At 65.0% G+C, this 13,629-nt stretch carries 13 protein-coding genes and 1 pseudogene; 5 read left to right on the top strand and 9 right to left on the bottom strand.

Features of this window, described 5'->3' with window-relative positions:
- Nucleotides 1-15: 15 nt before the first annotated feature.
- The 3 genes and pseudogenes from BRSPCE3_RS32030 to BRSPCE3_RS32040 form a co-directional block, all read right to left on the bottom strand.
- A pseudogene (locus tag BRSPCE3_RS32030) lies at nt 16-207 on the bottom strand (ArsR/SmtB family transcription factor); the annotation flags it as partial.
- 130 nt (nt 208-337) lie between these two features.
- Nucleotides 338-622: a DUF3551 domain-containing protein gene (locus BRSPCE3_RS32035; RefSeq protein WP_244070500.1), complete on the bottom strand. Its 285-nt coding sequence runs from the start codon at nt 620-622 to the stop codon at nt 338-340.
- Nucleotides 623-823: 201 nt separating this feature from the next.
- The gene (locus BRSPCE3_RS32040) at nt 824-1,795 is read right to left on the bottom strand and encodes a tripartite tricarboxylate transporter substrate binding protein (protein WP_244070503.1); all 972 of its coding nucleotides are present in this window, start codon (nt 1,793-1,795) and stop codon (nt 824-826) included.
- Nucleotides 1,796-1,989: 194 nt separating this feature from the next.
- On the opposite strand from BRSPCE3_RS32040, the gene BRSPCE3_RS32045 reads away from it, so the two are divergent.
- Together BRSPCE3_RS32045 and BRSPCE3_RS32050 are read left to right on the top strand one after the other, a co-directional pair.
- Nucleotides 1,990-2,400, top strand: coding sequence for a VOC family protein (locus BRSPCE3_RS32045; protein ID WP_244070505.1), 411 nt, complete (start codon nt 1,990-1,992; stop codon nt 2,398-2,400).
- A 240-nt stretch (nt 2,401-2,640) separates the two neighbouring features.
- Nucleotides 2,641-4,221, top strand: coding sequence for an AMP-binding protein (locus tag BRSPCE3_RS32050; protein WP_244070507.1), 1,581 nt, complete (start codon nt 2,641-2,643; stop codon nt 4,219-4,221).
- A 15-nt stretch (nt 4,222-4,236) separates the two neighbouring features.
- Here the strand turns inward: BRSPCE3_RS32050 and BRSPCE3_RS32055 are convergent, their stop codons facing one another.
- The 4 genes from BRSPCE3_RS32055 to BRSPCE3_RS32070 form a co-directional block, all read right to left on the bottom strand.
- On the bottom strand, nt 4,237-5,526 hold the full coding sequence (locus tag BRSPCE3_RS32055; RefSeq protein ID WP_244070509.1) for a cytochrome P450: 1,290 nt from the start codon (nt 5,524-5,526) through the stop codon (nt 4,237-4,239).
- A 163-nt stretch (nt 5,527-5,689) separates the two neighbouring features.
- Entirely contained in the window at nt 5,690-6,787 is a 1,098-nt protein-coding gene (locus tag BRSPCE3_RS32060; protein WP_244070511.1) for an HD-GYP domain-containing protein, read from the bottom strand.
- A gap of 269 nt (nt 6,788-7,056) precedes the next feature.
- Nucleotides 7,057-9,342 (bottom strand): molybdopterin cofactor-binding domain-containing protein, encoded by a 2,286-nt coding sequence (locus BRSPCE3_RS32065; protein WP_244070513.1) that lies wholly within the window; start codon nt 9,340-9,342, stop codon nt 7,057-7,059.
- Nucleotides 9,339-9,830, bottom strand: coding sequence for a (2Fe-2S)-binding protein (locus tag BRSPCE3_RS32070; protein ID WP_244070515.1), 492 nt, complete (start codon nt 9,828-9,830; stop codon nt 9,339-9,341). Before BRSPCE3_RS32070 ends, BRSPCE3_RS32065 begins: the two co-directional genes overlap by 4 nt.
- A 287-nt stretch (nt 9,831-10,117) precedes the next feature.
- On the opposite strand from BRSPCE3_RS32070, the gene BRSPCE3_RS32075 reads away from it, so the two are divergent.
- Genes BRSPCE3_RS32075 through BRSPCE3_RS32085 form a run of 3 tightly spaced genes read left to right on the top strand, consistent with a single transcriptional unit; the run spans nt 10,118 to nt 11,972 of the window.
- Nucleotides 10,118-10,903 (top strand): alpha/beta fold hydrolase, encoded by a 786-nt coding sequence (locus BRSPCE3_RS32075; protein ID WP_244070516.1) that lies wholly within the window; start codon nt 10,118-10,120, stop codon nt 10,901-10,903.
- A 10-nt stretch (nt 10,904-10,913) separates the two neighbouring features.
- Nucleotides 10,914-11,249: a hypothetical protein gene (locus tag BRSPCE3_RS32080; RefSeq protein ID WP_244070518.1), complete on the top strand. Its 336-nt coding sequence runs from the start codon at nt 10,914-10,916 to the stop codon at nt 11,247-11,249.
- 48 nt (nt 11,250-11,297) lie between these two features.
- Entirely contained in the window at nt 11,298-11,972 is a 675-nt protein-coding gene (locus BRSPCE3_RS32085; RefSeq protein WP_244070520.1) for a dienelactone hydrolase family protein, read from the top strand.
- Nucleotides 11,973-12,043: 71 nt separating this feature from the next.
- Here the strand turns inward: BRSPCE3_RS32085 and BRSPCE3_RS32090 are convergent, their stop codons facing one another.
- Both BRSPCE3_RS32090 and msrA read right to left on the bottom strand, forming a co-directional pair.
- Nucleotides 12,044-12,787 carry a polysaccharide biosynthesis/export family protein gene (locus BRSPCE3_RS32090; protein WP_244070522.1) on the bottom strand — a complete coding sequence of 248 codons (744 nt, stop codon included), beginning with the start codon at nt 12,785-12,787 and terminating at the stop codon, nt 12,044-12,046.
- Between the two features lie 116 nt (nt 12,788-12,903).
- On the bottom strand, nt 12,904-13,563 hold the full coding sequence (gene msrA / locus BRSPCE3_RS32095) for a peptide-methionine (S)-S-oxide reductase MsrA (RefSeq protein WP_244070524.1): 660 nt from the start codon (nt 13,561-13,563) through the stop codon (nt 12,904-12,906).
- Nucleotides 13,564-13,629: the final 66 nt, after the last annotated feature.

Below are 13,629 nucleotides of genomic sequence, written 5' to 3' on the forward strand. Positions count from 1 at the left end.
GCCGGTCTTTTCGCGCGCGACCAGGCCTGCATCCGTGAGCACGTCGAGATGCTTCATGATCGCCGGCAACGACATTGCGAATGGCTGCGCCAGCTCGCTGACCGACAGACTGTCCTGCTCGCCGAGCCGCGCCAGCAGCGCCCGACGGGTGGGGTCGGAAAGCGCCGCAAAGGTGCGGTCCAGCGTCTCGTCCTGATACTTAACCATAAGGTTTAGTATAGACGCAAACGGCGCGGCGTCAAGCGCGGCCCTTCACGATCGCGTCAGGATCAGTGCGTCGCTACGCCGGATGGTTGGGATTGTCGGGAGCAGAAAGTTGAAGTGCGCTCGCGTCCGGCTAATGCCAGTGGTGCCGATGCCGGTGCCGGTACGGCCGCGGCTCCGGCTGTAACTGTTGGCCGAACAGGAAGCGCGGGTTTTCTCCGCAGGAGAGATAGCGCCCGGACACGCTCGCGAGGCACTGATCATAGGTCCGGTAGGCGCATTCGCCGGGATAGCCGAGGCTCGGCCCCTGCGCGCACCACGGGTAGTCATAAGGATCAGCGGAGGCGCGATCGATGCCCGCCACACCGGCCAACGTCATCGTTCCCAACACAAGCACTGCCAATCGCGATGTGCGCATGATCCAACCCGTTCCGACTCTCAGGATGCCGACTCTCAGGATGCCGCAATCAACCAAGCGCGGCATATCGGATTAGGTTCCTGAACGCCACTCCATTCGGCGTCAAGGCCGGTCAACTCTTGGAGCGCCGATCTTGCTGTGCGGATGCAAGACAAGTCCGCCGCTTGCGGCCGAACCTGTCCCGCATATGCAGCCCAAAACCTATTCGACCTTGAGGCCGGCGAACTCGACCACCTTCTTCCACTTGTCGGTTTCGGCCTTGATGTCGTTGCCGAAGGCGTCCGGCGTCTGGATCAGCGAATCGCCGCCGAGCTCGACCAGCCGCTTCCGCATGTCGGGCTCGGCGAGAACCGCGTTGATCTCGGTGTTGAGCTTCGCAATCAATTCCTTCGGCGTGTTCTTCGGCGCGCCCATGCCGAACAGCGCGCTGGCCTCATAGCCCTTCACGGTCTCGGCGATCGCCGGCACGTCGGGCAGTTGCGAGGAGCGATCCGTCGTCGTCACGCCGAGCGCGCGCAGCGCACCGGAGCGGATGTGCTGGATGATCGAGGGCATGTTGTCGAAAATCACCTGGACCTGGCCGCCGAGCATGTCGGTGATCGCGGGCGCCGCGCCGCGATACGGCACGTGCTGCATCTTGCAGCCGGTCATCGACATGAACATCTCGCCGGACAGGTGCACCGAGGTGCCGTTGCCGGACGAGGCCATGTTCACCTTGCCGGGATTGGCCTTCACATACTCGATGAACTCGGCGATGGTCTTCGCCGGCACATCCTTGTTGACCGTCATCACGTTCGGCACGCGGTTGAAGGACGCGACCGGCGCGACGTCGCGCACGAAGTTGAACTTCAGATTGGCGTAGAGCGAGGCGTTGATGTAGTTCGCCGGATTGACCAGCAGCACGGTATAGCCGTCCGGCTCCGCATTGATCGCAGCCTCGGTGCCGATATTGTTGCCGGCGCCGGGCTTGTTCTCGATCACGAATTGCTGCCCGAGCCGCTCCGACAACCGCTGCCCGATCAGGCGCGCGATGATGTCGGTAGCACCGCCCGGCGGATAACCCACGATCCAGCGCACCGGCCGCGCCGGATAATCGGCCGCGGACGCCCGACCGATCGCGAATGTCGAAATTCCCGACCCGATCAGGCCCAGCGCAGTGCGGCGTGAAAACATGAAGTCTCTCCCGATTCAGCAGGGTTTGGCGCCCTGCCCGTTTCTGTTGCGTTGCGTGCGGCGCGGTTTTAACAAACAATGTCCGAAGCGGCCAGTGCGACACGTGCGCCACCGACCGCGACGAAAGACTAAGCTGCAACGCTCCGGACCGAAACGCTCTCGACCGAAACGCTCTGGACCGAAAAGGATCGATCATGTCCGTCAAGGTGAATGGGCTCGACCATCTCGTGATCAACGTCACCGATGTCGTACGCTCGGTTGCCTGGTACAGCAGGATCCTCGGCATGGAGGTGAAGGTGTTCGACCCCGGCAAGGGCAAGACGCCACGCACCTCGCTGGTGTTCGGCAACCAGAAGATCAACGTGCGACCGCGCGATGCCGACAAGGTGGACTGGTTCACCGCCGATCACGAAGCGGCCGGCAGCGACGATCTCTGCTTCCTCACCTCGAGCACGCCTGAAGAGGTGGTCGCGCATCTGAAGGCCCATGGCGTCAAGATCGAAGAGGGCCCGGTGGCCAAGCAAGGCGCGCGCGGCACGCTGCGCTCGGTCTATTGCCGTGATCCCGACGGCAGCCTGATCGAGATCTCGTCGTATCAGAATTGACGAGACGTAACCTTCCCCGCCACTGCGAGCCAACGGGTCGCGCGAACGCGCGCCCGATGACAGGCTCCGCGAAGCAATCCATACGTTCCACGCGGCGGAATGGATTGCATCGTCGCTGCGCTCCTCGCAATGACGTGGATGGCCCCCGCCAAATCCCCGATTTGCCCATCACGCAATCAAGTGGCAGAACTGGTCGCAACCAAGACCAATGGCGGCCGGCAAGGCTGCGCGGGAGGACATATGACCAGTTCAAGAGCAGTGCCGGGCATCGTCGGACCGTTTGCCGGCCTCGACGTGCCATGGCTGCTGAGAATGCGCGCCGAGGCGCGCCGCGATCATCCGTTCCTGATCTGGGCGCCGTTCGACGCGCCGGCGCGACGCTGGAGCTACGGCGAATTCCATGAGCGGGTCGGCGCGCTCGCGGCCGGGCTCGCCAAGCGCGGCATCAGGCAAGGCGACTATGTCCTGATCCATCTCGACAATTGCGTCGAGGCGATCATGTCGTGGTTTGCCTGTGTCGAGCTCGGCGCCATCGCCGTCACCACCAACACCCGTTCGGCCGCGGCCGAGATCGACTATTTTGCCGGGCATTGCGGCGCCGTCGCCGCGATCACCCAACCCGCCTATGCCGAGCTGATATCGGCCAACTGCAAGGGGCTGCGCTGGATCGCGGTGATCTCGCACGACGCTGGACAAACACCGGCAGCACCGCCCGCGCGCGGCGACAGTTTTGAAGCGCTGTTTGCCGACAGCGCCGACCGGCCGCGCCGCCCGACAGATCCGCTCGCGCCGTGCAGCGTGCAATACACCTCCGGCACCACGTCGCGGCCGAAGGCCGTGCTGTGGACCCATGCCAACGCGCTGTGGGGCGCCAAGATCAACGCCGCGCATCAGGATCTGCACGCGACAGACGTGCACCAGACCTATCTGCCGCTGTTCCACACCAACGCGCTGGCCTATTCGATGCTGGCTATCTTGTGGGTCGGCGGCACCTGCGTGATCCAGCCGCGCTTCTCGGCGAGCCGGTTCTGGCCGGTGGCGCTCGAGCACGGCGCGACCTGGACCTCGACGATCCCGTTCTGCATGAAGGCGCTGCTGGAGCACGAGGTTCCGAAGCAGCACAAGTTCCGGCTCTGGGGCACCGCGGTGAACGAGCCGCCGGCGTTTAGCGTGTTCGGCATCAAGATCATCGGCTGGTGGGGCATGACCGAGACCATCACCCATGGCATCATCGGCGAGGTCGATCAGCCCAACACGCCGATGTCGATCGGCCGCGCCGCACCGGAATATGAAATCCGCATCGTCAACGATGACGGCACGCCGACCGGCGTCGGCGAGACCGGCAATCTGCTGATCAAGGGCATTCCCGGCCTGTCGCTGTTCGCCGAATATCTGCACAACGAGAAGGCCACGCGCGAGAGCTTCGACGAGCACGGCTATTTCATCACCGGCGACCGCGTCACCATGCTGGAGCGCGGCTACATCAAGTTCGGCGATCGCTCCAAGGACATGCTGAAGGTCGGCGGCGAGAATGTCGCGGCCTCCGAAATCGAGCAGGTGATCGCGGTGGTGCCGGGCGTCCGCGAGGCCGCCGTGGTGGCGAAGAAGCACCCGATGCTGGACGAGGTGCCGGTCGTCTTCATCATCCCGCAGGCCGGCGTTGCTGCGCTGCCGGCCGATTTGCACGACAGAGTCATGACCACGTGCCGCTCCGCACTCGCCGACTTCAAGGTGCCGCGTGAGATCCGCTTCGTCGACGAAATGCCGCGCTCGACGCTGGAGAAGGTCGCGAAGGCAGAGTTGCGGAAGATGCTGGAATGACGCGGCCTCGCCGCGTCAGTTCACCTCGAACCGGATCGGCAGCTTCTTCGGACCGTTGACGAAATAGGCCTGCGTCATCTTCACCTCGCCGTCGAGCGACAGCGATTTCAAATGCGGCAGCAGCTCCTCGAACAGGATGCGCATCTCGAGCTTGGCCAGATACTGGCCGAGGCAGAGATGCGCGCCGTAGCCGAACGCGACATGGCGGTTGGGCTTGCGGTCGCTGCGGAAGCGATCGGGGTCCTCGAACACCTCCTCGTCGCGATTGCCCGAGGCGTAGCACAGCATCAGCCAGTCGCCCTTGGAGATCTTGCGGCCGCCGAGCTCGGTATCCGCGGTGGCCGACCGCATGAAATGCTTGACCGGCGTCATCCAGCGGATCGCCTCGTCGACCAGGCCCGGGATCAACTCCGGGTTGGCCTTGACCTTGGCGAACTCCGCGGGGTCCCTGGCCAGCGCCCAGATCGCGCCCGCGGTCGAGGATGAGGTGGTGTCGTGGCCCGCGGTCGCGACGATCATGTAGTAGCTGGTCTGATCGTGCTCCGGCATGTAGTCGCCGCCGATCTTCGCGTTGGCGATGACGGTGGCGAGATCGTCACGCGGATTCTGGCGGCGCTCCTCGGTGATCTTGCGGAAATAGGCCGAGAAATCGGCGATGATCGCCTGCAACATCGCCGAGACCTGTTCCGCGCTCAGTGCGTCGCGGACCCGCGCGGTGTCGGGATCCTGCGGGCCGAACAGCTCCTGCGTCAGCTTGAGCATGCGCGGCTCGTCCGCCTCGGGCACGCCGAGAATCTCCATGATGACGTGCAGGGGATAGCCGAGCGCGACGTCCTCGACGAAGTCGCAGGCGCCGCCCCGGTCGAGCATGCGCTGCACCGTGGCGCGTGCGATCTCGCGGACGCGGCCCTCGAACTTGCCGAGATTGGCCGGCATGAACCAGCCCTGGGTCAGCGCGCGGTATTTCGGATGGTCGGGCGCGTCCATCTGCACCAGCGAGCGCACCAGATTGGGGCCGCCGGTGATCTTGCGTACGCGCTCCTCGAGCGCCTGGGTCGTCAGCGTGGTCGGGCGGTCGGCATTGTGGAACAACTCGTTCTGCCGGCTGATCGCCTGGATATGAGCGTGCTTAGTCACCACCCAGAACGGATCGAAGCGCTCCGGCCGGGCGACCCCGAGCGGGTTGTTGGCGCGCAGCCAGCGATAGCTGTCGTGGATGCGGTCGTCGGCATAGGCGACCGGATCGACCAAGGTTTCCGCGATATTGGCGGGGATGTCGAGATCCCCGGTGGTTGCCGTGTCCATGATCGTCCTCACCCGCCCAAGTCAGGCGCCTCCGCATCGGTCGCGCCGATGATCACCGGAATCTAGGCGGAGGTAAGGAGCACGACTTGCGTTGATTGGCTAGGCCGCGCCGCACACGTCATTGCGACGACGAAGCGACGAAGCAATGACGGGGGTTGAGGGCTCAATAATGCCCGAACGCCACCGGGCGGAACGCCTGCAGCAATTGCTGGTCGAGCTTACCGCCCATCTCCTCCATCATGGAGAACGCCTTGGCGTGGGTGAACTGCAGCCGGTAGGCGCGCTTCTCGACCAAAGCGGCATAGACGTCGACGATCGTGGTGACGCGGACGATGTCGCTGATCTGGTTGCCGCTCAGCCCGTTCGGATAGCCGGTGCCGTCGAGGAATTCGTGGTGGTGCAGGATCACGTCGAGCATTTCCGGCGGGAAGCCGCCCTGCGCCGACAGCGCCTCGTAGCCGCGGCGCGGATGCTCGCGCATCTCGGCCATTTCCTCGACCGTCAAGGCGCCGGGCTTGTCGAGCAGCGCGACCGGAACGAAGGCCTTGCCGACATCGTGTAGCAGGGCTGCGCGGGCGAGCCGGCGCTGGTCGTCGTCGCGCATGCCGAGATGCTGCGAGAAGGCGACCGCGAAGCCGGTCACGAACAGGCAGTGGCGATAGGTCTCCTGGTGATGGCAGCCGACGGTGGTCAGCCATTCGCGGAGCGAATTGTGCTTGATCGCCTTCAGGATCTTGTTCTCGGCCGCAACGATGTCCTCGAACTTGAGCGGCTCGCCGGCGCGCATCCGCTCGAACATCTTGACCATCACGCCATGCGCAGCCTCGACGCCGCGGTTGAGCGCCTTGCCGCGGTCGGTCTCGTCATAGCCGCTGTCGTCGGGGAACGCGGCGCGGATGCGCTGCAGGATGCCGCGCGCATCGAACGGCCGCGAGATCGTGTCGGTGGCGCCGAGCGCCCAGGCCTGCATCGAGGCGTGATGCAACGCATCCGCCAGCACGAACAGCCGCGGCATCTCGCGATAGGCGTCCGCCTGCAGCTTGGCGCGCACCAGCTGCACGGCTTCCGGCGAGCGCAGGTTGATGTCGACGACGATGCCGGAGAGATCGCGGGCCGGCTGCTCGGGAATATCCGAGGTCGGGACGGTATCCACCTCGCCCACCGAGCGCAGGATGCTGGCGAGTTCGTTGCTCTGATCGCTTCGATCTGACGCCAGCAGGAGACGGCGTTTCGAAGTCTGGTTATTGGCCAAGGCAGTCATGGAATCCCCGTCGCGGTAACGACCGACGGGTGGACGCTACCTGACGATGCGTTCCCTCCGGCTTAATGGGGATGCTGAACGGCGGTTGAGCGCAATGGATACAATTTGAGGGAACGTGGAATCCGCCTGCAAAATCAGGCAAGCCGGAAATCAATCGAACCGGACGCATCGCCGGTGAATCATGAATTTTGCGACTTCACCCGCGAGCGCCGCAAAAGAAAAACGCCGGAGAGCGCAGCGCTCCCCGGCGTCCTCATTGGTTCAGGCCATTACGCCTTCATCGCAGCCTTGACGGCCTCCGCGGTGATCGGCAGGCCGCGGACGCGGGCACCGACCGCGTTGAAGACGGCGTTGCCGATCGCCGGCGCCACCACCGTCACCGCAGGCTCGCCGACGCCGGTCGCCTTCTCGCCATTGGCGATGACGTTGACCGCGACTTCCGGCAGCTGGCTCATCCGAAGCGGCGTGTAGGTATCGAAGTTGGTCTGCTCGATGCCGCCGTCCTTCAACGTCGCCTTCTCGAACAGCGCCAGTGACATGCCCCACAGCGCCGCGCCCTCGACCTGGGCCCGGATGCCGTCGGGATTCACCTGCGTACCAACGTCGGTCGCAACCGTCAGCTTCTTCACCGTCACCTCGCCCGACGGGGCGACGGCGACATGGGCGACGCAGGCAGTCCAGCTCGCCGTGGCGCGCTCCTGCGACGACACGCAGGCCACGCCCATGCCTTCGCCCTTGGGCAGCTGCTTGGTGCCGTAGCCGGCAAGACCCATCGCAGCGAGCAAGGTGTTGCGGAGACGCTGCGCACCGCCGTCATTCTTGCCCTTGCCGTCGAGCAGCGAGATGCGCAGCTGTGCCGGGTCCTTGCCGGTCGCATGCGCGATCTCGTCGATCATGCTTTCGACCGCCCAGAACGTCCAGCCCGGCGCCACCGAGCGGAGCTGACCCGACGGGGTGGCGTTGTGCGCCATCTCGTTCTTGATCGCCCGCACATAGTGGTTGGGCACGGTGTAGAAGAAGTCCGACCCGTTCACGGTGAACGAGTCGAGCGGCCCCTTCTTGTCGACCGACGGCGTCAGGAAATCAGGGATCCCCCAGCGCTGGGTCGGCCAGGCCGACACCACGTCGTGGCTCAATGCGACGATCTTGCCGTCGCCGTCCACGCCGGCCTTGATCTTCTGGAAGGTCAACGGACGCGAGAAGTCCATCGTCATGTCGTTCTCGCGCGTGTAGATGACCTTGACCGGCTTGCCTGTAGCCTTGGCCGCCTGCACCGCAGGCACCATCATGTCGGCGTCGAGACGCCGGCCGAAGCCGCCGCCCAGCCACATCTGGTGCATCACCACGAACTTCGGATCGATCCCGGCGGCGCCGGCCGCGATCGCACCGGAGCGCGTCGCGAACTGGTTGCCGGAATAGATGTGCAGGATGTCGCCCTTGAACTCCGCGGTGGCGTTCATCGGCTCCATCGGCGCGTGGATGTTGATGTTGGTGGTGTAATCCGCCTCCAGCACCTTGGCCGCCGAGCCGAAGGCCGCGTTCGGATCGCCGTCCTTGACGAAGAACTCGCCGGAATCGCTCAAGCCCTGAAGCCGCTTGGCCTCGGCGAACAGCGACTCGCTCGACAGTTTGGCGTTCGGACCACCGTCATAGCTGATCTTCAGCGCCTCGGCCGCCTTCTTGGCGTTGGCATAGGTGTTGGCGACCGCGACCACCCAGCCGGTCGTGGTGGTGGTCTTGTCGTCGAGCGTGACGGCCTTGATGAAGCCCGGCACCTTCTTGGCCGCGCTATCGTCGACCGACTTCACGGTGGCGCCGTAGCGCACCGGCGGGGTGACCAAAGCGCCGTAGACCATGCCCGGCAGCATCACGTCGATGCCGTACTTGGCCGTGCCGTTGACCTTCAATGGAATGTCGAGCTGCGGCACCGAGACGCCGATCATGGTGTACTGGTCGGCCGTCTTCAGCTTGATCGCCTTCAGATCATCAGCCGTGAAGGTCTTGGTCGCCTTGCCGCTCTTCACGACGTCGGCGAACGACATCGACTTCTTCGACTTCGGATGGCTGATCGTCGACGCGCGCACCACCAGCTCGCTGGCCGGCACGCCCATCGCGGTCGCCGCCGCCTCGGTCAGTGCGATACGGCCGGCTGCGCCGGCGCGGCTCATGGCGTCGAAGTTCATCATCGTCGACCAGCTGCCGCCGGTGATCTGCGCGCCGAGCACGGGATCGTTGAACTTCGGATCGTTGGAGGCGAGCTGAACCCGCATGTCCTTCCAGCTCGCGCCGAGCTCTTCGGCGACGATCTGCGCCATGGTCGAGGCGACGTGCTGGCCCATGTCGGCCTTGCCGCAGGTCACGGTGACGAGACCGTCGGGCGCGATCGAATACCAGACGCTCGGCTCGAAATTGGCCGGCGCGGGCGCCGCGAGCGCCTGATCGATGCCGGATCCGGCGTAACCGAGCACGAGGCCGGTTGCAGCGGTGCCGACCAGGAAGGAACGGCGGCTGAGATCGGTCGTCTCAGGGGCGAGGTTTTTCACGTGCTTGTTCATGTGGCCCTCCGCTCGGATCCGGTGGCCGATGCGGTGCGCATGTCGGACGCAGCGCGCATGATCGCCTTCTGGATTCGTGAATAGGTCATGCAACGGCACAGATTGCCGTCCATATGCGCGACCACTTCTTCCTTCGTCGGGTTGGTGTTCTTCGACAGCAGCGCCGCCGCCTGCATGATCTGGCCGGACTGGCAGTAGCCGCATTGCGGCACCTGCTCGGCGACCCAGGCCTTCTGCAAGGGATGATCGCCCTTGGCGGAGAGACCTTCGATGGTGGTGATCTTCTTGCCGACGGCGTCGGAGACGGAAGTCTGGCAGGACCGCACCGCTTCGCCGTTGAGGTGAACCGTGCAGGCGCCGCAGAGACCGGCGCCGCAACCGAATTTGGTGCCCGTCATCTGCAATTGCTCGCGGATGACCCAAAGCAGCGGCGTGTCATTGGCCGCCTCGACGGACATATTCCGTCCGTTGATATTGAGATTTGGCATCTCTCTCCCCTTCCGGTGTCGGAAGCCGCTTACGGCGGCAACTCACTGTTGGGTCATGGCTGGCGCCCACCGGGTAAGCGACAGTTGCCGAAACAATGATCCGGTTCCCGGCCGGAGGCAATCCAATTTGGAATTGCTCGAAAAGAATAAATATCGAAAACTACTCGTTGTGCGATGCGGCAACGGCATGAAGTTTTTGAAATGCCAGCATTGATGCCGTATCGATCACTCCTACCAAGGTCGGTAGCGCTGCCGGCCCCGACATCGACAACAGAAGGAGCCCGTCAATGGCCAAGCTCAACCGGAGCGGCGTCGATATCTACTATGAGATTCACGGCAGCGGTCCGCCCTTGATCCTCACCCACGGCTATTCGTCGACCTCCACGATGTGGCAGGGACAGATCGAGGCGCTGTCGAAGCGGCACAAGCTGATCCTCTGGGACATGCGCGGGCACGGCCAGTCCGACTACCCCGACGATCCCGATGCTTATAGTGAAGCCCTGACCGTGGGCGACATCGCCGCCCTGCTCGACGCCGCCGGCGCCGACCAGGCGATCGTCGGCGGGCTGTCGCTCGGCGGCTACATGTCGCTCGCCTTTCACCGCGCCCATCCGGAGCGGGTGCGCGCGCTTCTGATCATCGACACCGGCCCGGGCTTCAAGAAGGACGACGCGCGCGAGGCCTGGAACAAGCGCGCCCGCGACACCGGCGACCGCTTCGATCGCGAAGGGCTCGAGGTGCTGAAATCGCTCAGCGCCGAGCGCGCATCGGTCACGCATCGCAACGCCAGGGGGCTCGCGCTCGCGGCGCGCGGCATGCTGGCGCAGCGCGACGCACGGGTGATCGAGTCGCTGCCTGCGATCAAGGTACCAGCGCTGGTTGTGGTCGGCGCCGACGACACGCCGTTCCTGGCGGCGTCCGACTACATGGCGGCAAAGATCCCGGGCGCGCAGAAGGCGGTGATCCCGAACGCCGGCCATGCCGTCAACATCGACCAGCCGCAGGCCTTCATCGCCGCCGTGCAGCCGTTCCTGGATGGCCTCGAGGCCGGCGCGCTGGGAAAGGCCGGATGAAGGACAAGCCATGAAGACGATCGCCGTCGCCCTGTTGCTGACTGTGGCCACGACCGTTGCGAGCGCGCAGAAGCTGCCGTTCGTAACAGCCCCGTCCACGTTCACCGCGACGCTGTCGAACAACACCCCGCTGGTGTTCGGCATGGGTGTCGCGGATGCGCAGCGCGCGCTCGGCACGCCTTTCACCTATGTCAGCGGCCGGCCCGGCAACGAGATCTTCCTGACCTTCCGCGACCTCGGCGGCAGCGGACTGTTCCCGCACCACGACCGTCTCTTCCTGCAATTCCGCAAGCACCGGCTGACCGGCTGGAAGGCCGACTGGGGCGAGAACTGGATGTGGCGCTAAACCTCATCGATGACCTTCATGCAACCCCCAACATGACAAGGATGGACCATGGGACAAGACATCAAGCTGAAAGCGTCGGACGGATTTGAACTCGGCGCCTATCGTGCCGATCCTGCCGGCGCGCCGAAGGGCGCGGTGGTCGTGATCCAGGAGATCTTCGGCGTCAATCACCACATCCGCTCGGTCTGCGACCGGCTGGCCAAGGAAGGCTACGTCGCGATTGCGCCCGCGATCTTCGACCGCATCACGCCGAACTTCCAGAGCGGCTACTCGCCCGACGAAGTTGCCGAGGCGCGGAAGTTCGTCGCCAATCCGGACTTTGCCGCGATGCTGCGCGACAGCCAGGCGGCGATCGACGCGGTGAAGTCGGCCGGACCGGTCGGCATCATCGGCTTCTGCCTCGGCGGCAGCATCGCCTATGCGGCCGCGACCAAGCTGACCGGGCTGTCGGCCGCGATCGGCTATTATGGCGGCGCCATCATCCGCTTCGCCGACGACAGGCCGGCGGTGCCGACGCAGCTGCATTTCGGCGAGAAGGATGCCGGCATTCCCTTGAGCGATGTCGAGACCATCAAGGCGAAGCGGCCCGAGGTCGAGGTCTTCATCTACCCCGGCGCACAGCACGGCTTCCATTGCGACGAGCGCGCCAGCTTCGACAAGGCCAGCGCCGACATCGCCTGGCCGCGCAGCATGGAATTTTTCGGGAAGCATCTGAAGCGCTAGAACGCATCTCTGACCATCGTCATTCCGGCGCGCGCGAAGCGCGAGCCCGGAATGACGGCGGAGAAATGTCGCTAAAACCAGCGTTCGCCGACTAACACCGTGTCGCCCGGGCTCATCGGCGTACCCATCGGCACCACGAAGCGGCCGGCGCCGGACGCATCCGTATGCGTCAGCGTCACGCTGTCGCGGCGGGCGCGCGGCGAGAAGCCGCCGGCGATCGCGACTGCGCTCTCGACGGTCATGTTCGGCACGTAGGGATATTGGCCGGGGGCCTGGACTTCGCCGAGGATGAAGAACGGCCGATAGGACTCGATCTCGACCGCCACCGACGGTTCGCGGATGAAGCCGTTGCGCAGCCGCGCCGAGATTTCGCCGGCGAGGCCGGCCGGCGTGCGGCCGCGGGCCGGCACCGAGCCGATCAGCGGCATCGTGATCGCGCCGGCAGCATCGATCGCGTAGGAGTTGGTCAGGCCTTCCTGGCCGTAGACCACGACGCGGAGCTTGTCGCCCGGGCCGAGATGATAGGAGTTGTCGTAACCGGCGGGCCCACCCGGTGCAGCGGCATAAACCACCGGGGCGGCCGGCGCAGCATAGCCATAACCAGGGGAAGTGCTGGCGAAAGCCGAACGCAATGCGCTGATGGCGCCGCCGCCTCCGTCAGCAACCGGAGCGGATGCGTAGGCCGGACCGTAGCTGACGGCATCGACGCCTTGCGGGCCGACAGCAACGGGGCCGGACGTGCTCATGCAGCCAGACAGCGCGAGCGCAGCCACAACGGCAGTGATCGGCAATCGTAACGCGTGTGCAACCGGCACCGGACCTATCCCTCAACTACGAGACAGCCCCAGTCTTGCACCACTTATGGTTAATAAACGGTTTTCGAGGATCGAACGGGAAGCCGGAAGGCCCGGCCTCCCATCGATTTGGAACATCAGGCGGCGCTGACGCCGACGCCGATCGGGCAGGACACGCCGGTGCCGCCGAGCCCGCAATAGCCCGCCGGATTCTTGGCGAGGTATTGCTGGTGGTAGTCCTCGGCGAAATAGAACTCGCCGGCCGGCGCGATTTCCGTTGTGATCGCGCCGAGCCCCTTGGCGGCAAGCGCCTTCTGATACATGGCCTGCGACAAGTCCGCAGCTTTCCGCTGCGCGTCGCCGAACGTGTAGATCGCGGAGCGATATTGCGTGCCGATGTCGTTACCCTGGCGCATGCCCTGCGTCGGGTTGTGGCTCTCCCAGAACGTCTTCAGCAACGTCTCGTAGGCGATCTTCTTCGGGTCGAACACGACCAGCACCACTTCGGTGTGGCCGGTGCGTCCCGAGCACACCTCCTCATAGGTCGGATTCGGCGTGTGGCCGCCGGCATAGCCGACCGCGGTGGTGTAGATCCCGTCGCCGAGTTCCCAGAACTTGCGCTCCGCGCCCCAGAAGCAGCCGAGCCCGAACACGGCCTGCTCGAGACCTTGCGGATAGGGCGGCAGCAACTTGCTGCCGTTGACGAAATGGGTGGTCGCGGTCGGGATCGGCGTGGCGCGGCCCGGCAGCGCCTCGGTGGCGCTCGGCAACGCGGTGGTCTTGCGCATGAACAACATGGATTACCTCCGGGCGGGACATCGGCCGACGCGGGCTTCGGCCAGCGGGCCGGCTGTCACCTATAT

The sequence above is a fragment of the Bradyrhizobium sp. Ce-3 genome (assembly GCF_022835695.1).
Classification (GTDB): Bacteria; Pseudomonadota; Alphaproteobacteria; order Rhizobiales; family Xanthobacteraceae; genus Bradyrhizobium.